The following is a 23,679-nucleotide window of genomic DNA, read 5'->3' as shown; positions in this document are numbered from 1 at the left end:
ACCCTGTAGGTGCGAATTTACGTCCGCTCATGTAACGTGGCTTGGGTGCTAAAAAGCAAGGTGTAAAACCTCACCTACAATATGTAAAACCCTGTAGGTGCGAATTTACTTCGCGCTCATGTAACGTGGCTTTGGTGCTAAAAAGCGAGGTATAAAACCTCACCTACAATATGTTCAACCCTGTAGGTGCGAATTTACTTCGCGCTCTTAAACGTGTCATTGGCGCTCAAGAGCGAGGTGTAAAACCTCACCTACAATATGTAAAACCCTGTAGGTGCGAATTTACTTCGCGCTCTTAAACATGCTATTGGCGCTCAAGAGCGAGGTTTATAATTAAATTGGCGATCCAGGTGGTATTGGTAACACTTTAAAATTATTTGGCCATTGCCCTTTAATTAAAAACTGATTTACTTGTTCGGCTAAATATTGCTTAAACGCACTCTCGCCAGTACTGGTATGGCTCAATATTGAGTTTTGGTTAAAGTCTTCACTCAACTTAACTAAGTAGTAACGTAACTGCGCCTGCACTTCAGGGCTTGCACTATCGCTTGCTACTAAGTCAGCCATGGTTTTTGCTGTTAAAAATTGTACGCGCTGAGTTATTTTACCTGTCATTGTATTAGGCGACGATACGTTAAACACGTGGCTATAAAGCGTCTTTAATAGTTCATCTAAACTATAAAAGTCATTACTACGTGCTTGTTGCTGCGCTAGGCGGTTTAAACGTTGTGCATTTAATAAAAGCGACAAGCTGTGCTGCACTGCAACCTCGGGTAATGCCATTGCATCGAGCGTTAACCCTGTGCGCCCAACTATGCTCTCGCGCGACTTAGACTCGCCATACGCTTTTGGCGGAATTAGCGATAGTACAGATTCAGGAAGTAATAAGTTACTTGGCTTAAGCGTTGCAAAAATAGCGTTTACCGCTTCTTGCTGTGTTTTTTTATTAACGACTTGTGCGCCTTTTGCGGGTGAGTCACTGCGTGTTTCGTATTCGTAATCAACACCGGCTATAAGTTTCACTGCAGCCTCAACCTGAAAACGGTGAAACAGATAAAGCGGAACTAGTTTTTCCTCTAATTGCGATAATGCATCGCCCGTTTTAATATTATTAATACCAAACTGCGAAAGCGCTTTTTTGCGTACGTCGAGTACTCTTAAAAGTTCCTGCGAAGGATTAGTGCCGTTATCCCATAAATGAGCGGTTGGATGCGCGCCACCTTTAGCACGAGCGTCGCTATCTGATATAAACTCAAGGCCTTTAGTTTTATTCTCCTTTAAAATAGCAGCGAGTTCTGCGCTTTCATCTTGGTTAGTAAAATCGCTATAACCATATTTAACTACTTGGGTATCCCACACGCCCATGCCTGTTGCATAGCCGCGCGTTACATCAAGCTTACCTTGTTCATTAAAACTAAGTAGCGGGTGTGGGTAATCCATTACAGAAGCTCTATCCCCTACCGATGCCGCAAAGTTATGAGCAATACCTAATGTGTGACCAATTTCATGCGCGCTTAATTGGCGAATACGATCAAGCGCCATTGCTTGCAAGTTTTTAGCAACTTCATTGCCTTTTAAATAAGGAGCAGCGAGTGCTTCAGCTATTAAAATATCTTGGCGAACACGCAATGAGCCAAGTGTTACGTGCCCTTTAAGTATTTCACCTGTACGTGGGTCAATTACAGAACTACCGTATGACCAGCCACGCGTTGCGCGGTGTACCCACTGAATGACGTTGTAACGAATATCCATAGGGTCGGCATTACTTGGCAGTACTTTTACTATAAATGCATTTTTATATCCTGCAGCAGTAAATGCGTCGTTCCACCACTTTCCACCTTCAAGCAAAGCGCTTTTTACAGGCTCTGGAACGCCAGGATCCAGGTAATAAACAATTGGTTTAACAGGTTCACTAATTGGTAAACTTGAGTCCTTTTTAGTTAGACGATGACGCGGTATATAACGCACGTACATAGAGTCACCAAGCGGCGCTGCGTAATCTTTATGTTCTATACTCCAAAAACCTGATTGCGGATTAAACTTACGAGGCGTGTAGTTATCATCTGGTAATTGAATAAGTGAATGATGCATATGAACAGTAAGCGCATAAGGGTCGGCACTTACTTGGCGAACAAATTCACCTGGTTTTGTGCCCTTAAATGTAAGTACGGCTTCAAGCTCGGTGTTTTTTACAAATGCTTTTGAGCGATTTATATAAACGGCGCTACGTGATTCATCAAGGCTAAAGTTGCCTTGTTTACGTGCAGCAAGTTTGCGACTTACACCGTGTACATCACTTAATAAATAGGGCGTGTAATCAATAAGTGCTGTGGCTTTATCTTCTGCGACTACTTTAAAACCAGCAAGTATACTTGATGCAAACGCTTCTTTAATGCTTTGCTGTTCAGCCTTATTACTTGTGTTGGCACGATAGTAAGTATTTACAGCCCGCAGCATTACTTTGTCGCCAAAACGCTCAAACTGCACAAGGTGAGTATTACCAAGCTGACCTCTATCAAGGCCTATATCGTTAGAGCCTATACCGTAAGGCAAGCTTTGCTGCAGTAAAAATTGTTGTTCAAACTTATCAACTTTTAAATATACTTTTGCGTTTTGGGTATCGTAAAAAAACGAATAATAGCCCGGAAAATGATTCATTTGCGTAGTAAATTCATCAATTGACTTAATTGCTGCGTGCGCTTGAGTTATGATAGAGCACAGCACAGTAAAGAATATGTAACTTAGTAGTGGTATTTTTTTCATAATCTTATCTTTGTTATTTGTGTTTTAAGTACGATTAGGTGGTCCCATTATAGGGTGCTATTTAAACAATACAGTTATTTAAGACGAATTTCAGCGCTCTAAGCTAATCTCTCTCACATTATGATTGGTTTTAACACGTTATCAGGAAAATAGAATGCGTAGACTCCCTCCAGTATTACTTGAAGATGGTTGTTCAAGAGAACTTTTATCATTAATTCGAACAATTTTAGCAGCATGTAAAGAAATTTCGTTTCGCGTTGGTCAAGGCGCGCTTTCTGGCGTATTAGGCTCAACCCTTGATGAAAACATTCAAGGTGAAACTCAAAAAAAGCTCGATGTATTATCTAATCAGCTGTTAAAAGATATTTTACTGGAATCAGGTACGGTTAAAGCAATCGCCTCTGAAGAAGAAGACTACACAGTAGCAGGTAACCCAGACGCTAAATTTATAGTGGCATTTGACCCACTCGATGGCTCGTCAAATACCGATATTAACTCACTTGTGGGTACTATATTTTCTATTATGGAAGCGCCTGAAGGTTCTGACGCCGCTGATGAAAGCATTTTTATGCAGCCAGGCCACAAGCAAGTTGCAGCAGGTTACGTACTTTACGGCCCGTCAACAATGCTTGCGCTGACTACAGGTAAAGGCACGCGCATGTTTACTCTTGATAAAACACAAGGCAGCTTTTTACTTACACAAGATTTTGCTGATATTCCTGCTGATACAAACGAATTTGCCATTAATACGTCTAACCAACGCCATTGGCAACCAGCGATGCAAAACTATATCAACGATTTACTCGCAGGCGATACCGGTCCTCGCGCTAAAAACTTTAATATGCGCTGGATTGCAGCAATGGTTGGCGACGTGCATCGCGTACTTAGCCGTGGCGGTTTATTTACTTACCCTACCGACACCAAAGATCCTAAAAAGCCAAATAAATTACGCCTACTTTACGAAGCAAATCCAATGGCTATGTTAGTAGAGCAAGCTGGCGGTATCGCTTCCACCGGTACCGAGCGTATTATGGATATTCAGCCTGATGCAATCCACCAGCGAGTAGCTGTTATTTTAGGTTCTAAAAACGAAGTAGAAACGTGCTTGGGATATCATAAATAATCGCTTAAAACGATCGTCTTCAATTTAAAAAACCGCATTCAATTGAAGTGCGGTTTTTTTGTAGGTGAGGTTTTATACCTCGCTTTTTAAACACCCAAGCCACATTACATGAGCGCGAAATAAATTCGCACCTACGGTTTGGTGTATGTTGTAGGTGAGGTTTTACACCTCGCTTTTTAAACTCCAAAGCCACATTACATGAGCGCGAAATAAATTCGCACCTACGGGGTTGGTGTATGTTGTAGGTGAGGTTTTATACCTCGCTTTTTGGCACCCAAGCCACGTTACATGAGCGCGAAATAAATTCGCACCTACAGGTCTATGCCCCATGTTGTAGGTGAGGTTTACACCTCGCTTTTTAAACACCAAAGCCACATTACATGAGCGCGAAATAAATTCGCACCTACGGGGTTGGCGTTTGTTGTAGGTGAGGTTTTACACCTCGCTTTTTAAACACCCAAGCTACGTTACATGAGCGCGAAGTATATTCGCACCTACGGTTTGGTGTATGTCGTAGGTGAGGTTTTACACCTCACTTTTTAAACTCCAAAGCCACATTACATGAGCGCGAAATAAATTCGCACCTACGGTTTACGGTATGTTGTAGGTGAGGTTGTAGGTGAGGTTTTATACCTCGCTTTTTAAACACCAAAGCCACATTACATGAGCGCGAAGTAAATTCGCATCTACGGTTTAGTGTATGTTGTAGGTGAGGTTGTAGGTGAGGTTGTAGGTGAGGTTTTACACCTCGCTTTTTAAACACCCAAGCTACGTTACATGAGCGCGAAATAAATTCGCACCTACGGTTTGGTGTATGTTGTAGGTGAGGTTTTATACCTCGCTTTTTAAACACCAAAGCCACGTTACATGAGCGCGAAGTAAATTCGCACCTACGGTTTGGTGTATGTTGTAGGTGAGGTTTTATACCTCGCTTTTTAAACTCCAAAGCCACGTTACATGAGCGCGAAGTAAATTCGCACCTACGGGGTTGGTGTATGTTGTAGGTGAGGTTTACACCTCGCTTTTTAAACAAATCAAACTTTTACTAAGGTGTATTAGTTCAGACAAGATCTGACAATTCAACTTGAAAAAGTGAGAGTTACCCGTTTTGATAAAGGTGTCGAATCTTTAAATCAAAACAAACAAAAAGGTAACTCTCATGTTGCATACTAACAATCCAATCATAAAACACAAAGCTGGTTTACTTAACCTTGCCGAAGAACTAGGCAATGTATCAAGAGCCTGTAAAGTCATGGGCGTATCACGAGATACATTTTATCGTTATCAAGAACTCGTTAATGAAGGTGGTATTGATGCATTAATCGAAAAGAACCGCCGTACACCAAATATAAAGAATCGCGTTGACGAAGAAACAGAGCAAGCCGTCATTAACTATGCAGTTGACTATCCTGCTCACGGTCAACATAGAACCAGCAATGAGCTTCGTAAGTTAGGCGTGTTTGTCTCAGGTAGTGGTGTTCGTTCAATCTGGTTGCGTCACGATTTAGAAAACTTCAAAAAACGATTGAAAGCATTGGAAAACAAAGTCGCTAATGAAGGCATTATTTTATCTGACGCTCAAGTTGCTGCGCTAGAAAAGAAAAAACATGACGATGAAGCCTGTGGTGAAATTGAAACAGCGCATCCCGGTTATCTTGGCTCACAAGACACATTTTATGTTGGTAACCTTAAAGGTGTTGGTCGTATCTATCAACAAACCTTTGTGGATACCTACAGTAAAGTCGCCTTTGCGAAGCTCTACACAACGAAAACGCCAATTATAGCGGCTGACATGCTCAATGATAAAGTATTGCCTTATTTCGAAGGTCATAAGTTACCTATGCTTAGAATATTAACTGACCGAGGAACTGAGTATTGTGGGCGAGTTGAGCATCATGATTATCAGCTATATTTGGCAATTAACGACATCGACCATACAAAAACGAAAGCAATGTCCCCGCAAACAAATGGTATCTGTGAGCGTTTCCATAAGACGATTTTAAACGAGTTCTATCAAATCACATTCCGCAAAAAGTTGTACGATTCAATGGAAGAACTACAAAAAGATCTGGACGAATGGATGGATTACTACAACAATGATCGGACTCATCAAGGAAAAGTATGTTGCGGTCGAACACCACTTGAAACATTACTGGATGGAAAAACGGTTTGGGCAGAAAAGAATTTAGCTCAAATCTAAACTAACAGTCACCATTAGAAAAATGGGTAACTGTCAGATCAAGTCTGAGCTAGTACAACTAAGGCAACTATTTGAGCAAGCTTTTGATGATTAAGCTCTCCCATTTGCTCGCTATTACTGAGCGCATAAATAAAACCTTCATGCTCAGTACAATCAATATCATCTCGCGATTCAATTACGTTTGCCCAAAGCTCTAAATCATCTAAGTCTATTTCGTTACTTAAACAGCGTTTAAGCACATCAATTAAAACCTCGGTTGAGAGAGTATAGTGAGTTTTATTGCTATCAGCAGGGCTTGAAACGATAACCGATATAGCTTCATCTCTTTGCTCACCAAACGTAATAAATTCAGCTAATGCTTTTTGTGTATTCATAATATTTGTTATTCTTGGCTCACTGTTACTAAAAAGAATTATAATGACTCAACTTAACTGCACTCAATGCCACAGTACTCTAACGTGTAATGTAGACGATATATCAGCGTGTTGGTGCAATGAGCTGCCAGCTATTTTACCGCTTGATATCACAGCAACAAGTTGTTTATGCCGCAAGTGCACGCTTAATAAAATAAATACTTTTTTAGAGGGTGTTTATACACAACCTATTAAAACCCAAATAAACTTTGCAAAACAATTTAGAGGTAACGAAAATTTAATTGAAGGGCTCGATTACACCATGCAAAGTGGTTACATGATATTTAGTAAGTGGTTTTTTTTAAAGCGTGGTTCGTGCTGTAAAAACGGTTGTAAAAATTGCCCTTATGGTTATAAAAAATAAACCAAAAGCTGCGCTTTTAACGTGAGCAAGCTCTACGTCTACAGCTGTTTTATGTCTCGTTCGTAGCAATTGGAAACGAATCACTTGCGCCCCATTCACTCCACGAGCCATCATAAACACTTAAATTACTGTAACCACATTCAGTAGCCAATAACGCTAAAACACACGCCGTAATACCTGAGCCACAGGTGAACTGTAACTGCTGCGCATCACCAATTACGTCACTAAATATCGCTTTAATTTCAGAAAGTGGTTTGGCTTCACCGTCATCTAGTAAATTCATTAAAGGCAACGAGCGACTATTAGGAATGTGCCCGCTACGCATACCTTTACGAGGTTCACTTTCTTCACCAGTAAAACGTTTATAAGCACGTGCATCAAGCAATAAAGTATTAGGATCATCTATTGCGTTAAGCACTTGTTGGCTATTAATAAAATACTCAGAATTATAGTTTGCCGTAAAATCACCTTTACCTGACGCCTCGCTATAACTTTGTTGTACGTCGTAGCCGTACTCCAACCACTTTTTAAGACCACCGCTGAGTATTTTAACATTGTGATGCCCCATAGCTTTAAACATCCACCACGCTCTTGCTGCGCTAAATAAACCGCCATCTTCGTATACAACTATAAACGAATCGTTATTTACGCCTGCATTTTGCATAACATGAGTAAATTGCTGCTCGCTGCATATCGTACTTGGTAAGGGGTTTGACCTATCAGCCAGTTCGTTTTTTATATCAAAACGTTTAGCGTTAGGCAGCATTGCTTGCGGCGAATAAGTACCCAAAACACCAGGGCGCAGCATACCTGCATCAAATATCACTAATGCAGGGTCATTAAGTTGCTCGTGTAATTGCTGGCAGGAGATAAGGTTTTTCATGATTTATTTCGTGTTATTTATTTTATCTAATACGTTTCTTAACATTGTACTCGACGTATGAGATGTATACGAAAAGTAACATATCTCTACATTAAACTTTGCAAAGTCAGCTTCAATCTTTTGCCACTTTTCAGTGCCCTTCCAGTCATCACCAACAAACATTTTATCAAACTTTAAATTGTTCCACGCTTCTTCTTTATCATAATTAACCTGCGGCACAACTTCGTCAACAAACTTAATTGCTTCAACTATTTCCATGCGTTCTTGAAAGGGAATTACTGGCTTTTTATTTTTAGCTGACTGGCTTAACTCATCCGTTGTTATACCTACAATTAGGTAATCACACTCTAATTTTGCTCTTTTAAGAATATTTAAATGACCAATATGAAATAAGTCAAAAACACCCGTTGTATATCCAATTTTTTTCATTTAACAAACCTAGTTTATTATTTTTAAGTTTAAGAAATCCTTTTATAAAATATAGTAACGTCCAGTTAGCTTAGTTATTTTCAATTATGTACTCAACAATTCTTTGGCTCGCTTTGCCGTCTAACTTGCCCGCGAGTTTTTCCGATAAAGCTAACCTAGTATTAGCTAGCTTTTCTGGTTTAGCTAATTGTTCTACAACTAGTTTTTTTAGATTTTTATATTTACTAGCATGTACCGCAATATTTGCGTATTCCCCGTAATCTCGGTCCATACGTTTTTTAAAACGAAAAGAAAAAATTCCTTTATAGCTCCATCTCAACTTTAAAAAATCACACCAAATAACCGGCTTATTTAATAGTGCGAATTCAAATAAAGCTGACGATGCATCACTAATCAACAAGTCGGCTTTATCTAAAAAAGGCACCAGAGAATAATCCTCAACCTTAGCCAAATAAACATTTGGGAAAGTAGACCAGTGATTTAGCAGCGCTAAATGGCATTTATACTTTTCTTTACTAATCGAAAAATAATGAGGTTTTATTAAAATATTGTAATCACTAAAATGTTCAGGCCAGTTTTCAGGAAACAGTTCTAAGCTACTTGGATAAAATGTTGGCGCATACAAAATGGTCTGCTTTTTGTCACTAAAGCCTTCTAATGAGAGTGCTCCATCAATTTCTTCATTATTAAAAATAGGATCTAATTTACAAAAACCTACATCAATAAACGTATCATCAGGGTACATACTCTGTAAGCGGCTTAATCTGTATTCACCTTCTACAAAACGTGCAGTCATAGCTTGGCTAGATTTAGTGTAATAACTTGATTTAGGGCCGATCCCATGTCCAAGCTGAGCACTTTTAGATACCTTATGTAAACGTTCTAGATGGCAAAATGAGTTAGCAAAAAATACCCAATCAGATTTTTCTTGCTCGTAGTAATCAATAGCTTGTAGCTGATTTTCAACCCATATATGTTCTAGATTGTAGTTATCTATAACACCTTGAATCAAATCCTGATGACTATTTTTATAAAAAACAAACTGACTTTTAATGCCATTTTCGCATAACTTTTTAAATACTGGAATGTACTGAGGAAGGTAATAGAGGCTTTGAGTGTCAAAAATTATATTCATAGTATCGCCACAGTTGTTTTCTTTATATTCTACATTGAAAGCCACATAACAAAAACCAAGGTACCTATATTTTTATTATTCCACCACGTAGTGGTGCCATTTTTGAAAGTATTTTATTTTGCACGTTATAACTAATATTTTGCTCATTCATTGCGTTAACGAGTAAATCAACCACATGATTAAAGTCTTTTTCCGATATATTCATACCCGTATGAATAGCAATCATAGAATCGCCTCTGTACTCACATGGGCCTTCAAATAACATACACATATGGGAAATAAAACCATCACGAAAATGCGTAATATTAGCGTGTTCAAAGTAATGAAATACTTGCTCGTCGTTACCTATTTGATAGATAAAACTATCAACAAGCTTAGCTATACCTGCTTTTCCATCTAACTGCTGATAAAGCGACAGTGCAGGTTTATTTGCACAGCCTACTAATAACCCTGCGCATAATAAAAATAAGGCTATATTTTGCATCACCAATAACCTGTTACCGAAAAATACCAACCAGTTTGATCATTAGCACCGGCAATGCGTCCTAAGTCTAAATAAGCCGCTGTTATACTCACGTACTTATTTGGTATCCAAGCCACAAATACATCTTTCCAATCTTGTTCGCCTAAATTAAGGTTATTCGCTTTTTGACGATACTCAACACCTACGGCCAATTCACGGCTTAAAAAAAGTGCAGTACTGCCTTCAAACAACACCCTAGTACTGTCGCTTTCACCACCATAGCCTAGCAAGCCTAATTCGTTTGCTTCGCTGTAGCGTGCCGTTAAGTTCCAAAACCAGTTGTAACCTGCAATCGCGCCTAAATGTAATTTACTGGCCGCTAAATAAAAATCGGTTCCACTGGTACTTTTCGCGCCAACTAACTGTGCAATAGAACCATCATCCAGTGATTTATGTAAAATGCCTGCACTTAATTGTGGCCACTCACTGTAAACAATATCCCCATATAAACGAACTTTAACGCCGCTAATATTTTGCTCTATCTGCGCATTGAATGCCGGTACATCAAATTGCTGTATTGCGTAACTAAATTCAACACGATTAAACAAGTTTAACTGGGCACCGCACACATCAAGAGTGTAATCGGTTACATCTGCCCGGCTACAAAAGCCATTTATCGAAAACTCATCATCACTGGCATAACCAGCTAGTTGCGCCCAAGGTACAATGCCTCCACCCGCATTGCCTTCAATTTGAGACACACCAGGAGTAGCAAGCAGTTTTCCACTGCTGGCTACACACGGTAAACTCATTAAACAAAAGGCAACTACGCTCCAATATTTAATGTGATACATAATGATCTAGAAGCCATTCTTCAAGTAATTCAGCTTTTAACGGTCTACTTAAATAATAGCCTTGTGCATGATCGCATTGCATATTTTTAAGCAACTCTAAAGACCCCAATGTTTCGACCCCTTCAGCAACAACAGAAAATCCTAATTGATGACCTAACGTAATCGAAGACTGCACAATAAACTGATCTTTTTGTGACTCATCAAGTTTTAAAATAAAACACTTATCTAATTTTAACTCATCAATAGGTAGCATTTTTAAGCGCCCAAGTGACGTTTGCCCTACGCCGTAATCGTCTAGTGATATTTTAACGCCAATTGCCTTTAAGTTTTCGAGTGCTTTAATACCTTTCTCTTCATTTTCGATCATATCGCGCTCGGTAAGTTCAATCGTAATCAACTTAGGGTCTACTTTATGTTTTTCAAGCGTACTGACCAAAGCTGAATGAAATCCCGAAAATGCAATATCTTGCGCCGATACATTAATAGCGGCTTGTAACTCAATGCCTTTTGATTGCCAGTTAGCTACCTGTGCAACAACGGTATTAACCACCCACGCGGTTAGCTCAACAATAAGCCCCGACTGCTCAGCTAAATCAATAAATAGCTCTGGATTAACCCAGCTACCATCTTTTCGTTGCCAACGTATAAGCGACTCAACTTTATCGATTTTTTGCGTTTTCATATGCAACTTAGGCTGATAGGTCATAAATAACTGGCCATCATCGTCAATAATTGCTTGTTTTAACTCATCAAGCATTATCAAGCGCTCTAAATGCGTCTCATCTTCGCCACTTTGATAATAATGAATACTTTCGTGATCGCTCGCAGCACTGTCGACAGCAATCAATACACGGCGCATTAAATCATCGCTAGTAATACCTTGCGCTGGGTATTGCACAATACCGGCACTAAACCGTAAATTAATTTTTAACTTTTGAATGGTATAGCAAGCCTGTAACTGCATCATTAAGCCATCAATGCCACTTTTTAGCTCTTGTGCTGCAGTTGCTGGGAATACCGTTAAAAATTCATCGCCGCCAATTCGCGCATGAAAACCACCTAGCTCATCAGAAAACTCACTTATACGACTTGCTACCGCTTTTAAACAGTCATCCCCAACACGAGGGCCTAACTTATCGTTTATGTGTCGCAAACCCTTAATATCAATAGCAACAAGTGTGTATTCATTCGATGTATCTAATTCATCCCCCAACACATCTAGCATTGCTGAACGATTATAAAACCCTGTAAGGGAGTCATGGCGAGCCTGAAAACAAATTTGTTTCTCACGTTCATTAATATCGTTACCCATGCTATTAAATGCATCAACTAGGGTCGTTATTTCTGTACTTTGTTTTTTTCCTTTACATTCGAAACTATAGTTACCTTGTGCAAATTGCCTAGCAATAACAGCGAGTTGAGATAAAGGAGTAGTAAGGTTGTTTGCTAATAAGCTACTTGTTATAACACCTACAAACATGGTTAAAATAGCCAATATCATTAATGTAAAAAATAGCTTTTCAAAATCACTGTAACTTTGCGTTAAATCGGCACTGAGTAAAATAACTATTGGGTGAGAAAGTAGCGACGGTAAATCAATATCACGATTGCGATACACTAAATATTCACCAAAAAAGCGTGATGTGGTTAACGTATTAAAATAGTTCACAGGTTCAAAAGGGGTTGGGCGTTTAACTAAAGAGCTAATAACTAAATTATCCGCACTGCCTATAAAGCTTACATCCATACCTGTTAAGCTTTTAAGCTCGGCGGCCACTTCGTTATTTATTTTAAATCCAACTAAACTATAAGCAACTGTACGTGGCGCCTTAACGGGAAGTAAAATCACTTGGTAAAGTTCGTTATTTAAAACAACAAAACTAGATTGCTCCGAAGTACTTAATAATTCTTTCATTAGCGGCTGTAAATCGTGCCCGTAAATATCTTCGCTGGTATTAGCCGAAATTAATTTACCCGACAAATCAATTAACAACATTAGCTCGGCGTTTATACGCTGACTATGGTTAAATAATACGCTGCTTATTGTACCGGCGTCTCGTGTAGCAACAGCTTGTTTAAAGCCAAAGTCAGAGGTAAGTACTTTAGCGGCGGTTAATAATAGGCTCTCTTTTGACTTTAAGTATTGCTTGTATACACTTTGGGCAACGCTTATATCTTGGTTAACTTTTTCTTCTTGGAGTTTACTCGTAGACCACCAAAAACTAAATAAGCTAACCACAGTGGTTAATAACACTAAGCCAACGCAGAGTATGGTTATACGGTTTTTTAAACTATTAGTCATTTTGGGCCTTAAATTTACTGCCAAATATATTTCGAAGCTCTGGGACCGAAGTATTTATGGTTATTAAAAGCTGAGTTTGAGAATTAATAGTAATTATTTTTTTATTCTCCAATGCGGCACGCTGAAGAGGATGCCATACAGTCACCTCAGAAGAAGTGGCTGGCAAAGTAACACGCCCTCTTTCATCTGTTTTATAAACAAGATGATTATCTGCCACATAAATATAGCCAATCATAGAGTCATGAATATTGCATCCTAAAACAACTACACCGGGCTTATCAAATACAATAGGGTCTTTTGGTTGCCCTGAATATAATTTTAGCTGAAAAGGCTTGGCTTGTGAAAAAGAATACACATGATGGCGAATATTATCGCTATTAGGAAAATTTACTTGCTGCCCCTTTTGAACAATTAATAATTCAGGTGAAAATTGCTTATTAACTTGATCCATTGTCGCAACCGTCTTTGGTGTAAAAGCAGACTTTATATTATTTTGATTTAGCTCAACCACCGCATCAGGTAATGCTTGCCCATGTTGCTCTTGTATAACTAAATCAATATTTGCGCTCAAAGCAAAATGGCTAAAAAACAAACCTATCGCTAAAAAACAACGATTTTTTGCAATTTTTTGCAATGCTCGCTCTAACATAACAACACCAAACTATTAACGTTAAGCTAAGTTAATTAGAGACGAGCACTAATTGCAAGAATTATAGCCCAGTAACCACAAATAAAGACCGAGTAACTAGGTTAAGTCATCCTTTAGTCGTGTTATTTTACAATCAATCCGTATTCAGCATCTAAAATAGCAATTACTTCTTGGCGAGGATCGCTAGGTATAACAATATCTTTGCCAACAATTTTACTCGCAATACCTACATAGGTATTTGACACTTCAAGCATGACTGATTCTGGTAAAATATAATCTTTAGCAAGTTGTTCACGTTCATTCATACGGTCTTTATTTAATAATACATCGCTTTCTGGCACATTATTAATTAGTAACTGGCGAAAGCCTTCTTTAGAGTTTTCAACAATTTTGCCATCGCGATAAGCGGCTTCATCCCAAATACGTGACGAATCAGGCGTGCCTACTTCATCAATATAAATAAGTTGCTGTGCGCCATTTAAATCTTCCACATAACCAAACTCAAATTTTGTATCCACAAAAATTTGATCAAGCTTTGCAAGCTCATCGCTAATTAACCTAAAGCCTTCAACTAGCAGTTTTTCGTACTTAGTTACATCATCTGCCGACTTAAAGTTAAATACATCTAAGTTATTAGTAATGTTAGCACGCGTGATATTTACATCATCAACAGGTGGGATGTCGGTAACACCTTCAATAATACCTTTTGTTGAGGGCGTAATTAAAACGTTATCAAGCTTTTGGTTTGCTTTTAAGCCTTCTGGTAAATCAATACCACAAAAATTACGCACGCCTTTTGCGTAATCACGCCACATGCTGCCTGTAATGTATTGGCGTGCAATCGCTTCTACTTTTACTGTACTGGCTTTGCGCACAATCCATACGTAAGGATGCGGAATATCAACAATATGGTTACCTGCAAGGCCTGCTTGATCAAATAATTTAAACCAATGCGATGCAACCGAGTTAAGGGCGATCCCTTTACCTGGCACGCCATTTAACCCGTTTTCGCCTTGCCAAATACAATCAAACGCCGAAATTCGGTCTGAAATAACCATAATTGCAAGCTCAGTGCCTGCAGGTACTTTATAGCCTTTGTCGCTAATTAATCGCGCGCTGTCTTCATCTGTTAGCCAATAAACTGAACGAACCTTACCGCTGTGTACTTCACCTTTGGTACGAATGGGTAAATCATCGTTTACATCTAAAACTTTATAGCTAGTCATGCTATCTCCGGGGTTAGGGATGCTCTTTGAGCAAAGTATGGTATGGGGTTATGTGGGCTGTATAATAATCTAGCCAACCCTAAAGCTCAATCGGATGCTTAAAACAAATAAAGGCACATATTTATATGCTTGTTGGGATAAGGTAAACTTTACGGGTAAGCTAAATAACCTGAACTCTGGGTAGTAAATCTATTTTAAGCAGTAATTTTCAACGCTAACTGCGTTGAATTCACTTGCAATAGGCCCTCTATTGACGCGTAAATTCGCCTTGTTTGCACTTAAAAATTTTGACTAACAAAAAGCAACTTTAATTATATTTACAGGTCAACCTCTTAGTTAGTTTCTTAACCCGAGTTTTATCTTCGTCAGATTTATACAGGTATACATTTAATGATCAGCCTAAAAAACGTTACTTTTAAATGGCATAAAAACGATAAAAAACCGACTCTAAGGATTGCAGAGCTGGCTGTAGAAAAAGGCGAACGTATTTTTTTATATGGCCCAAGCGGTTCAGGAAAATCTACTTTATTAGCGTTACTTACGGGAATTAATACAGCCACCAGCGGTGATGTGTATATTTTAAATCAATGCCTAAACACACAAAGTAATACCAAGCGCGATGCATTTAGAGCCGACCATATTGGCACCATTTTTCAAAACTTTAATTTATTACCTTATTTAACACCTATCGAAAATGTCATTTTAGGGTGTCAATTTTCTAAAGTACGGCAAAACCAAGCACTTAAACACGCCACAACATTACACAAAGAAGCTGAGCGCTTATTAAACGCACTTGGCTTAATTGAGCAATACCATCATAAAAACGTAGCACAGCTCAGTATTGGCCAACAACAACGTGTTGCAGCAGCCCGTGCTTTTATTGGTAACCCTGAGCTAATAATCGCTGACGAGCCAACATCAGCACTTGATGCAAATAACCGCGAAAGCTTTATAACGTTATTATTTGAACAGGCATTACATTTAAATAGCACCTTAATATTTGTAAGTCATGACGAAAGCTTAAAACCGTTATTCGATCGCTCAATAAATTTAACCCATTTGCAGGAGCAAATATGATCCTTGCTAAATTGGCTTATAAAAGCTTATTAAATCGTCGTGCCAGCGTATTTTTAACACTGTTTACTATTGCAATTAGCGTTATATTATTGCTAAGTATTGAGCGTGTAAGAGTTGATGCAAAAAGTAGCTTTAGTAATACAATTTCGGGCACTGATTTAATTGTGGGCGCACGCACTGGTGATATTCAATTATTACTTGCGTCGGTATTTAGAATTGGCCATACCAACAACGGCGTAAGCTGGCAAAGTTATCAATATATAACCAATCAGCGCGGCGTAAAATGGAGCATACCTATAAGCCTAGGCGATAGCCATAAAGGCCAAGCTGTACTTGGCACTACTCTTGACTACTTTGAACATTACCGCTTTGCTAAAAAACAAAACTTAAGCTTTAACCAAGGCCATCCATTTTTAAATATTAACGAGGTTGTACTGGGGAGCAGCGTAGCTAACAAATTAGGTTATAAACTTGGCGATCATATCGTTATATCCCACGGTATGGGCAATACTAGCTTTCATCATCATGACGACAACCCATTTAAAGTTGTCGGTATTTTAAACCCCACCGGTACACCTGTTGATAAAACGTTACACATACCGCTTGCCGCTATCGATTTAATACATGCCAGAGCTAGCACCAAACATGACGAACATGACGAACATGACGAACATGACGAACATGACGAACATGACGAACATGACGAACATGACGAACATGACGAACATGACGAACATGACGATCTTATCGGACATCCAAAACAAATCACTGCATTTTTAATGGGTTTTAAATCACCGCTATACACATTGCAAATTAGGCGCAATATAAATCAATATAAGCAAGAAGCATTGCTTGGTATTATGCCCACCGTAACACTGAAAGAATTATGGCAAATGCTCGCCATAGTAGAAAAAACACTGCAACTATTTTCCGCAATCGTCGTACTTGTTAGCTTACTAGGCATGCTAACCACACTGCTTGCAAACCTAAGTCAACGTCGCCGTGAGCTTGCTATATTACGTTCGGTAGGTGCCCGCCCTTGGCAATTATTCACACTTATAAGCATAGAGTCACTGTTAACTACTTTATTAGGTTGCTTAGTTGGCTGTGCATTATTTTATTTAGTTATGTATTTAGGTGCCGGCTACCTACAAAGCCATGCAGGTATTAGCGTAAATATAGCGATGCTCTCTTACTATGAACTCACATTAATAGGCGTTATTATGGTAGCTGGTTTTATTATTGGTTTAGTGCCTGCCACACGCGCTTACTTTTATTCTCTCAGCGATGGCATGAGTATAAAAACATAATTTTTAGGTATCCCATGACGTTTTATAAAACAGCTTTTCAATATATTACTATTATTAATTTACTACTCGTAAGTTTTGCAAGTAATGCAAATCCACCAAAAGAGATTTTTTGGGAAGACTTAATCCCTAAAAATCACGTGCAAATAGACACACAAGCACAAGCCAATCACGAAGGCAGCGATCAAAATTGGGTGCAACCCGATCTAGACGCACCTGTAGTTAAAGCGTTAAACGGTCAGTCTGTAAGCTTACCTGGCTTTGTAGTACCACTTGAAGGTGACAGTGAAATTATTACTGAGTTTTTACTCGTCCCATATTTTGGTGCATGTATACACGTACCGCCACCGCCGCCAAATCAAATTGTGCATGTAACTATTAAAGGTGGCGTACCTATAGACAGCCTGTATGACGCAATCGTTGTAACCGGTGTTATAAGTACAGAAACGTGGTCAGGCGAAATAGCCCAAGTAGGCTATAAAATGAAGGCAGTTGGCGTTGCGCCATTTGAACTTTAATTAACTAATCTGAACGGCTGATAAATTTAAACGCAATATGTTATTAGGGCGTGTTGTTCTTTGGTGGTTTAATTTGCAGTAGTATATTTGGTTATTAGGCAAGGCAGAACCTACGTTGTGTGGTGTTCTTGTGTGGTGTTCCCCATAAATAGGCGATACGCAGCATAAATGCCAAACATGCGCTACCCTTGGGTTCGTCCTAGGGGCGATTGACTCTTTGTTGTTCGGCTTTGACTTATTCTTACATGGATGTAAGCCAATAAACGCAGGAGCCGTTATCAGGTTACAAATCTCGAGCCGAGATTAAATTGCCCCTAGATTGAACAAATTTCAACATGCCCTAAACCCCTTAGTCAAAGTTTAGATTAAATACTTTTACTTTTTCAGTTAAAAAAGGAACCACCAGTGCTAAATAAAGATCTGCCTTCTCTAAACAAAACAAGCGAATTTAAATATTTGTTTTTTGTAAATTTATCGTACTCGTTTAACGTTTTAAGACCCATAGAGCACGAAATAAAAAAGCGAGGAGGCAGCGTTGCTTGGTTTATTCCTACTGGAAGTGAGGCAGAGGGCTTTTTACAGCCTGATGATTACCAGCTACTCAACATAAAAGAAGTTAAAAAATATAACGCCAATGCCACACTTGCGCCTGGTAACGTGATCCCTCATTTTTTTCCTGGGATTAAAGTGCAGGTTTTTCATGGTTTTGATTCGGGCAAAAAGAACAAATTTAATATTAGAGGATTTTTTGACTTATATTGCACACAAGGTCCAAATATTACTCAAGGGTTTAATGATATTAACGATGGCACTTGCGACGTAGTCGAAACCGGCTGGTCAAAGTTAGATCCTTTATTTACTGAGCATAAAGACATAGCGCTATATCAATCTGATAAGCCTACCATATTATATGCCCCCACTTTTTCGCCAAAGCTAACAAGTACCTACAAGCTTTACCCTTATATTAAAGCGCTATTAAAAACACAAAACTGGCAGTGGATAGTAAAGCTTCATCCAAAAGCGACAAGCGAAGAAATTGAAATGTATAAATCACTCGCCTGCGAAAACCTCACCTTTATTACCACCGGTGATGTGATTCCAATTCTACAGGCTACCGACATTATACTGTCTGACACATCATCAATTATTACCGAATTTGCATTACAAGAAAAAGTAGCCGTTGCGTTTAACAACCGCAAACCTAAAGACTGGATGATTAACTTTAGTAACGAAGCCGACCTAGAAAGTACTTTAATAAGCGCTTTTCAAAAAGATGAGCACACATTAGAAAAGGTAAAACAATACTGCGACAGTGTTCATCCATACAGAGATGGCAAGTCGAGTGTGAGGGTATTAGGCGCTATTAATAATTTAATTTGTTCTGGTACATCTCACCTAAAAAGAAAACCTTTAAACTTACTTCGTAAATTTAAAATTAGAAAAAGCCTAAATTACTATTGGTGGTCATAACTTTAAAGCCAAACAATCACATACAAAACAAAGGATTATTGGATTTTTAGGGTTAAAACTTGTTTTAGCTGGGTTTTTATACCAATTAGCATAATTAATACCAATTCACTTAATTAAGTGAGCTATTTTGAGGTAAGAAAATCGTGTCGATAACAAGGCAAAAATTTCGTTATTTAGTTATTCTATATCAGAAATTTTTAACGCAGTTAACGTCAGATTTGATCCCTCAAATTGATTAAGTATTATTGCGGATTGGTATAAGTAACCTGAACTTTGGATAATAAATCTATCTCAAGCAAAGTTCAGGTTAAGTATTATTGCGGATTGGTATTTATGCGCCGTTATAACCTATGTATGGGAAATAAAAACACTCTAAACTAGATACGATTTTAATCAGGTTTTATATTTTACTAAGTACTTCACGTAAAATAGTGCTCGAAGTATGCGTAGTGTAAGGGAAATACATTATTTCAACTCCCCGCTTAGCAAAGTCTTCTTCTATTGCGTTCCACTTATCAGTGCCTTTCCAATCGTCTCCGACAAACATTTTGTCAAATTTTAAATTATTCCACGCTTCTAGTTTGTCATAATTAACTTGAGGAACAACCTCATCCACAAACTTAATCGCTTCGACAATTTCTAGCCTTTCTTGAAAAGGGATTACCGGCTTTTTGTTTTTAACCGATATAGATAACTCATCGCTTGTTACCCCAACAATAAGGTAATCACACTCTAGCTTTGCGCGTTTAAGTACATTGAGATGGCCAATATGAAACAGATCAAAAACCCCAGTGGTATAGCCTATTTTTTTCATTTCAAAACCTACGACTAAAAGTAATACCCTAATAATTTAGTACGTAGGATAACATAAGCATAAACATGAATAAAAATCAGGAACAGACCAATACAAACCTGCACTAAAGCTAACATAGTATAATTAACCTAAACTCTGGATAATAAATCCATGCTTGAAATTTAGTTTATTGAAATTATTACAGTTATTTTAATTTATTTAAATACTGGATTACCTTGTCGGCTAATTTTTCTGCATTAAAAACAGTATCACTTTCAGTATAACAACGTAACTCAGGAGCATTGCCGGAAGCTCTTAAATGCACTACGTCATCATTTTGAAGGACAATACGCAAACCATCGACTGTATTAACTGAGTAATTTAGACCGCAGCCTAATTCTGTGAGAAATGCATCGGCACTACACTTAAGCGTTGCAATTAATTCAAGGCTCTTGGCTTTTGCAAAATTTTGCACCCTATCGCTCGCGGTGAAGCGCCCTGGTAATAACTTCAATTGCATAGATATTGGTTGCTTTTGTATTAACAACATAAGTGCAGGTAACACTGCATCACGTGTTGGTAAAGCTGTAAGCTGCTTTGCATTTATGTCTATGTTTGAGCCTAATAAAAACCCACCATTGGCTTCGAAACCAGCAACACGGGTAAAGTTTTCATTTAATTGGCTAAACTCTGCGATTACAAAAGGTGATCCAATTTTTGTACGTATGATGTGTTTAAAGCTATTTGATTTTTCTATCGCCGTGTTACAACTTACAGGGACAGCCAATGCTTCAATACCAAGGAGTTGACTGCACAATAAACCTAATAAATCACCGCGTAACCAGCCACCATTTTCGTCAGCAACGAGCGGGCGGTCACCATCGCCATCTGTTGAAAATATAGCGTCAACCCCATACTTTTTTGACCATATAATTGCTTGTTTTTTATCTTCCTCAGAAACGGCTTCTGTATCAATTGGTATAAAATTTTCGCTGCGCCCTAAGCTTATTACCTTCGCCCCCAATTGTTCGAACAAACTTTTATATAAGTCTCGTCCTGCGCTGGAGTGCTCATAAATGCCTACTTTTTTACCAATCAGTGCATCGGCACTAAATAACTTGGTATAACGCTTTATATAAGCTTCACTTGCTGCAGTATTTAGATCAAGTTCACTTACTTGTGTTACCGCTGAGAACGGCATTATATTATTTAAGATAGCTTGTTCATCAGCTTTGGTGATTTCACCGTCTGGTCGATAAAACTTAAGGCCATTTCGGTCAAACGGTATATGGCTACCTGTAACCATTATGCTTGGGATAGAGTCTTGCATCGCTTTATAAGCAAGCGCTGGAGTGGGTATAACACCATAGTAAATTACATTAATATTGAGTTGCTTTAAGCTTTGCGCGCAGGCTTGCGCCATAAAATAACTACTGGGGCGATTATCAATAGCTAATGCTACGGTATTAAAGCTAAATTCTGTTTTTATCGACTTAACAAACCCGATAGAAAAAGCAGCACATACATCTGCGGTAAAATCTGTAACTAAACCACGTGCACCACTGGTGCCAAAAACAACACCACTTTTGGCTATCACTTCTGAGCAAATTAATGTGTTATCCATATACAACCTTATCACTTTTTATACAAAGAAAAGTGAAAACGAAAATTACTAATAACTATCACTTATCTAAATAACCTGAACTCTGGTTAAGAGATTTACTAACGTATTGAATCATGATGATATTAAATTTATTTTCTCTAGCCAGAGATTTTCAGTGAAAACAAGGCGAATTTACGCGTTAATAGCTGCTTGAAATAGATTTATTATCCCGAACTCAGGTTAAATACAGCGCCCTTACAAGCATTGAATACCAAGTAATTAATCACTTCACTCGGCCGTAGCAATCTTCAAAACGTACAATGTCATCTTCACCAAGGTATGAACCAGACTGAACTTCAATAAGCTCTAAATCAACTTTACCTGGGTTTTCCAGCGCATGTACTGCAGTAATGGGAATGTACACCGACTCATTTTCAGTTACGAGCTGCTCAGCACCATCTATTCGCACCTTTGCAGCGCCTGATACAATAATCCAATGTTCTGAACGGTGATGATGCATTTGCACACTGAGTTTTGCGCCAGGCTTTACTGTAATACGCTTAACTTGGAAGCGTTCGCCGCTATCAACTGAGTCATATTTACCCCAAGGTCGGTAAACTTCGCGGTGCGTGACTGCTTCTGAACGATTTTCAGCTTTTAATTGCTGTACGATTGCTTTTACATGCTGTGATTGATCTTTGTGCGCAACAAGCACTGCATCTTTAGTATTTATTATAACGAGGTCTTCAATACCGATTGTAGCAACGAGTTTATCTTCACCAAAAACCAGGGTGTTTTTAGTGTTAATCGCTTTTACATCACCTGTAAATACATTGCCATTTTTATCTTTAGTTGATACGTCCCACAATGCAGAAAAACCACCAACATCGCTCCAACCAGCATCCATCGGCACAACCACTGCATCTTTGGTATGTTCCATCACAGCATAGTCTATCGACTCGCTCGCGCATTTTTCAAATGCTGCTTTATCTATACGAACAAAATCCATATCGTCGTTTTGTACTTGCATAGCTTTTTCGCATGCTTCATAAATATCAGGGCGAAAAGTGTTTAGCTCCTCTAAATAGCGACTTGCTTTAAATAAAAACATGCCACTATTCCAATAATAATCGCCACTATCTATGTATTTTTTTGCCATTTCTAGGCTTGGCTTTTCTACAAAACTATCAACCACAAAACCGTTATTAAATTGCTCACCGCGCTTTATATAGCCATAGCCTGTTTCAGGTTTGTTTCCTACAATACCAAAGGTAACTAACTTGTCTTGCTTAGCCAGTTCTACAGCTTGGTTAATACTATGTTGAAATGCAATAGTGTCGTCAATCACATGATCTGCGGCAAGTATAAGCAGCAAAGGGTTTTCACCTTTCTCTACAGCTTTAAATGCAGCTAAGGCAATCGCTGGCGCCGTATTACGCCCTATAGGCTCTAAAAACAGTCCGCTATGCTGCACACCTAATTGTCGAACTTGTTCTGCCGCTATAAAACGATGCTCTTCATTACAAATAAGCATTGCAGGACTATGAACTAAACCATTTAAACGACTTATCGTATTTTGTAGCATAGTTTGTTCGCCACTTAATGGTAAAAATTGTTTTGGGTAATTCCCGCGAGAAAGCGGCCATAAACGCGTACCCGATCCACCAGCCATTATTACAGGTAAAATCATTATTAAATTCCTTTGCTAAAATGGCTTCAAAGTACCACTTTGAATGTGTGAAGAATGTTCATAATTGAGTGTCAGATTAAAAAATCTGACATGCTACCTAATTGACCTTCGAAACGGGAAATTAATTGCGACAATATTTAGCTTCATTTAAAAGCGAGGTGTAAAACCTTACCTACAACATACACCACCCCAGAGGTGCGAATTCACTTCGCGCTCATATTACGTGGCTTTGGTGCCAAAAAGCGAGGTGTAAAACCTTACCTACAACATACACCACCCCAGAGGTGCGAATTTACTTCGCGCTCATGTAACATGGCTTTGGTGTTTAAAAAGCGAGGTGTAAAACCTCACCTACAACATACACCAAACCGTAGGTGAAAATTTATTTCGCGCTCATGTAACATGGCTTTAATATTT

At 38.6% G+C, this 23,679-nt stretch carries 20 protein-coding genes; 7 read left to right on the top strand and 13 right to left on the bottom strand.

Annotated elements, in window-relative coordinates:
- Window positions 1-333 precede the first annotated feature (333 nt).
- A complete protein-coding gene (locus AOR04_RS02715; RefSeq protein ID WP_096792471.1) occupies window positions 334-2,763 on the bottom strand; it encodes a zinc-dependent metalloprotease in 2,430 nt (809 codons plus the stop codon).
- A 154-nt stretch (window positions 2,764-2,917) separates the two neighbouring features.
- Between AOR04_RS02715 and AOR04_RS02710 the strand changes: the two genes are divergently transcribed.
- Window positions 2,918-3,886 carry a class 1 fructose-bisphosphatase gene (locus AOR04_RS02710; protein WP_010553311.1) on the top strand — a complete coding sequence of 323 codons (969 nt, stop codon included), beginning with the start codon at window positions 2,918-2,920 and terminating at the stop codon, window positions 3,884-3,886.
- Window positions 3,887-5,045: 1,159 nt separating this feature from the next.
- Window positions 5,046-6,086 carry an IS481 family transposase gene (locus AOR04_RS02700; RefSeq protein ID WP_096792469.1) on the top strand — a complete coding sequence of 347 codons (1,041 nt, stop codon included), beginning with the start codon at window positions 5,046-5,048 and terminating at the stop codon, window positions 6,084-6,086.
- A 38-nt stretch (window positions 6,087-6,124) separates the two neighbouring features.
- On the opposite strand, the gene AOR04_RS02695 is transcribed toward AOR04_RS02700, so the two are convergent.
- Window positions 6,125-6,460: a hypothetical protein gene (locus tag AOR04_RS02695; protein WP_096792468.1), complete on the bottom strand. Its 336-nt coding sequence runs from the start codon at window positions 6,458-6,460 to the stop codon at window positions 6,125-6,127.
- Window positions 6,461-6,503: 43 nt separating this feature from the next.
- Here AOR04_RS02695 and AOR04_RS02690 point away from each other — a divergent pair, with 43 nt between their 5' ends.
- Entirely contained in the window at window positions 6,504-6,863 is a 360-nt protein-coding gene (locus AOR04_RS02690) for a DUF5522 domain-containing protein (RefSeq protein WP_007376782.1), read from the top strand.
- Window positions 6,864-6,912: 49 nt separating this feature from the next.
- On the opposite strand, the gene AOR04_RS02685 is transcribed toward AOR04_RS02690, so the two are convergent.
- The 8 genes from AOR04_RS02685 to AOR04_RS02650 all read right to left on the bottom strand — a co-directional run bounded on the left by AOR04_RS02685 (window position 6,913) and on the right by AOR04_RS02650 (window position 14,804).
- Window positions 6,913-7,746 carry a sulfurtransferase gene (locus tag AOR04_RS02685; protein WP_096792467.1) on the bottom strand — a complete coding sequence of 278 codons (834 nt, stop codon included), beginning with the start codon at window positions 7,744-7,746 and terminating at the stop codon, window positions 6,913-6,915.
- Between the two features lie 3 nt (window positions 7,747-7,749).
- The gene (locus AOR04_RS02680) at window positions 7,750-8,175 is read right to left on the bottom strand and encodes an adenylyltransferase/cytidyltransferase family protein (RefSeq protein WP_007376780.1); all 426 of its coding nucleotides are present in this window, start codon (window positions 8,173-8,175) and stop codon (window positions 7,750-7,752) included.
- 70 nt (window positions 8,176-8,245) lie between these two features.
- Window positions 8,246-9,310 (bottom strand): CDP-glycerol glycerophosphotransferase family protein, encoded by a 1,065-nt coding sequence (locus tag AOR04_RS02675; protein ID WP_096792466.1) that lies wholly within the window; start codon window positions 9,308-9,310, stop codon window positions 8,246-8,248.
- Window positions 9,311-9,374: 64 nt separating this feature from the next.
- Entirely contained in the window at window positions 9,375-9,794 is a 420-nt protein-coding gene (locus tag AOR04_RS02670; protein ID WP_033031584.1) for a group I truncated hemoglobin, read from the bottom strand.
- A complete protein-coding gene (locus tag AOR04_RS02665; protein ID WP_096792465.1) occupies window positions 9,794-10,627 on the bottom strand; it encodes a DUF3034 family protein in 834 nt (277 codons plus the stop codon). Before AOR04_RS02665 ends, AOR04_RS02670 begins: the two co-directional genes overlap by 1 nt.
- Complete coding sequence (locus AOR04_RS02660) at window positions 10,614-12,929, bottom strand: bifunctional diguanylate cyclase/phosphodiesterase (RefSeq protein ID WP_096792464.1); 2,316 nt, start codon at window positions 12,927-12,929, stop codon at window positions 10,614-10,616. The genes AOR04_RS02665 and AOR04_RS02660 overlap by 14 nt, the downstream gene beginning before the upstream one ends.
- Complete coding sequence (locus AOR04_RS02655) at window positions 12,922-13,578, bottom strand: methylamine utilization protein (protein WP_096792463.1); 657 nt, start codon at window positions 13,576-13,578, stop codon at window positions 12,922-12,924. Before AOR04_RS02655 ends, AOR04_RS02660 begins: the two co-directional genes overlap by 8 nt.
- Window positions 13,579-13,700: 122 nt before the next feature.
- Complete coding sequence (locus AOR04_RS02650; RefSeq protein WP_096792462.1) at window positions 13,701-14,804, bottom strand: phosphoribosylaminoimidazolesuccinocarboxamide synthase; 1,104 nt, start codon at window positions 14,802-14,804, stop codon at window positions 13,701-13,703.
- Between the two features lie 390 nt (window positions 14,805-15,194).
- Here AOR04_RS02650 and AOR04_RS02645 point away from each other — a divergent pair, with 390 nt between their 5' ends.
- From AOR04_RS02645 to AOR04_RS02630, 4 genes are all read left to right on the top strand, one after another.
- Window positions 15,195-15,881 (top strand): ABC transporter ATP-binding protein, encoded by a 687-nt coding sequence (locus tag AOR04_RS02645; protein WP_096792461.1) that lies wholly within the window; start codon window positions 15,195-15,197, stop codon window positions 15,879-15,881.
- Entirely contained in the window at window positions 15,878-17,191 is a 1,314-nt protein-coding gene (locus tag AOR04_RS02640; RefSeq protein ID WP_096792460.1) for an ABC transporter permease, read from the top strand. Before AOR04_RS02645 ends, AOR04_RS02640 begins: the two co-directional genes overlap by 4 nt.
- Window positions 17,192-17,205: 14 nt before the next feature.
- Window positions 17,206-17,706 (top strand): DUF3299 domain-containing protein, encoded by a 501-nt coding sequence (locus tag AOR04_RS02635; RefSeq protein ID WP_096792459.1) that lies wholly within the window; start codon window positions 17,206-17,208, stop codon window positions 17,704-17,706.
- 405 nt (window positions 17,707-18,111) lie between these two features.
- On the top strand, window positions 18,112-19,176 hold the full coding sequence (locus tag AOR04_RS02630) for a CDP-glycerol glycerophosphotransferase family protein (protein ID WP_096792458.1): 1,065 nt from the start codon (window positions 18,112-18,114) through the stop codon (window positions 19,174-19,176).
- A 400-nt stretch (window positions 19,177-19,576) separates the two neighbouring features.
- Here AOR04_RS02630 and AOR04_RS02625 read toward each other — a convergent pair whose 3' ends face one another.
- The 3 genes from AOR04_RS02625 to AOR04_RS02615 form a co-directional block, all read right to left on the bottom strand.
- Window positions 19,577-19,990 carry an adenylyltransferase/cytidyltransferase family protein gene (locus tag AOR04_RS02625; RefSeq protein WP_007376768.1) on the bottom strand — a complete coding sequence of 138 codons (414 nt, stop codon included), beginning with the start codon at window positions 19,988-19,990 and terminating at the stop codon, window positions 19,577-19,579.
- A 184-nt stretch (window positions 19,991-20,174) separates the two neighbouring features.
- Window positions 20,175-21,593, bottom strand: a complete 1,419-nt coding sequence (locus tag AOR04_RS02620) for a phosphomannomutase (RefSeq protein ID WP_096792457.1) — start codon at window positions 21,591-21,593, stop codon at window positions 20,175-20,177.
- Between the two features lie 262 nt (window positions 21,594-21,855).
- Complete coding sequence (locus AOR04_RS02615) at window positions 21,856-23,262, bottom strand: mannose-1-phosphate guanylyltransferase/mannose-6-phosphate isomerase (RefSeq protein WP_096792456.1); 1,407 nt, start codon at window positions 23,260-23,262, stop codon at window positions 21,856-21,858.
- Window positions 23,263-23,679: the final 417 nt, after the last annotated feature.

The sequence above is a fragment of the Pseudoalteromonas sp. 1_2015MBL_MicDiv genome (assembly GCF_002407505.1).
In the GTDB taxonomy this organism is placed as follows: Bacteria; Pseudomonadota; Gammaproteobacteria; order Enterobacterales; family Alteromonadaceae; genus Pseudoalteromonas; species Pseudoalteromonas fuliginea.
This window is presented reverse-complemented; position numbering and strand designations above follow the sequence as displayed.

Coding starts and splice junctions, on each gene's coding strand:
- AOR04_RS02715 (WP_096792471.1), bottom strand. CDS start 2,763: ATGAAAAAAATACCACTACTAAGTTACATATTCTTTACTGTGCTGTGC.
- AOR04_RS02710 (WP_010553311.1), top strand. CDS start 2,918: ATGCGTAGACTCCCTCCAGTATTACTTGAAGATGGTTGTTCAAGAGAA.
- AOR04_RS02700 (WP_096792469.1), top strand. CDS start 5,046: ATGTTGCATACTAACAATCCAATCATAAAACACAAAGCTGGTTTACTT.
- AOR04_RS02695 (WP_096792468.1), bottom strand. CDS start 6,460: ATGAATACACAAAAAGCATTAGCTGAATTTATTACGTTTGGTGAGCAA.
- AOR04_RS02690 (WP_007376782.1), top strand. CDS start 6,504: ATGACTCAACTTAACTGCACTCAATGCCACAGTACTCTAACGTGTAAT.
- AOR04_RS02685 (WP_096792467.1), bottom strand. CDS start 7,746: ATGAAAAACCTTATCTCCTGCCAGCAATTACACGAGCAACTTAATGAC.
- AOR04_RS02680 (WP_007376780.1), bottom strand. CDS start 8,175: ATGAAAAAAATTGGATATACAACGGGTGTTTTTGACTTATTTCATATT.
- AOR04_RS02675 (WP_096792466.1), bottom strand. CDS start 9,310: ATGAATATAATTTTTGACACTCAAAGCCTCTATTACCTTCCTCAGTAC.
- AOR04_RS02670 (WP_033031584.1), bottom strand. CDS start 9,794: ATGCAAAATATAGCCTTATTTTTATTATGCGCAGGGTTATTAGTAGGC.
- AOR04_RS02665 (WP_096792465.1), bottom strand. CDS start 10,627: ATGTATCACATTAAATATTGGAGCGTAGTTGCCTTTTGTTTAATGAGT.
- AOR04_RS02660 (WP_096792464.1), bottom strand. CDS start 12,929: ATGACTAATAGTTTAAAAAACCGTATAACCATACTCTGCGTTGGCTTA.
- AOR04_RS02655 (WP_096792463.1), bottom strand. CDS start 13,578: ATGTTAGAGCGAGCATTGCAAAAAATTGCAAAAAATCGTTGTTTTTTA.
- AOR04_RS02650 (WP_096792462.1), bottom strand. CDS start 14,804: ATGACTAGCTATAAAGTTTTAGATGTAAACGATGATTTACCCATTCGT.
- AOR04_RS02645 (WP_096792461.1), top strand. CDS start 15,195: ATGATCAGCCTAAAAAACGTTACTTTTAAATGGCATAAAAACGATAAA.
- AOR04_RS02640 (WP_096792460.1), top strand. CDS start 15,878: ATGATCCTTGCTAAATTGGCTTATAAAAGCTTATTAAATCGTCGTGCC.
- AOR04_RS02635 (WP_096792459.1), top strand. CDS start 17,206: ATGACGTTTTATAAAACAGCTTTTCAATATATTACTATTATTAATTTA.
- AOR04_RS02625 (WP_007376768.1), bottom strand. CDS start 19,990: ATGAAAAAAATAGGCTATACCACTGGGGTTTTTGATCTGTTTCATATT.
- AOR04_RS02620 (WP_096792457.1), bottom strand. CDS start 21,593: ATGGATAACACATTAATTTGCTCAGAAGTGATAGCCAAAAGTGGTGTT.
- AOR04_RS02615 (WP_096792456.1), bottom strand. CDS start 23,262: ATGATTTTACCTGTAATAATGGCTGGTGGATCGGGTACGCGTTTATGG.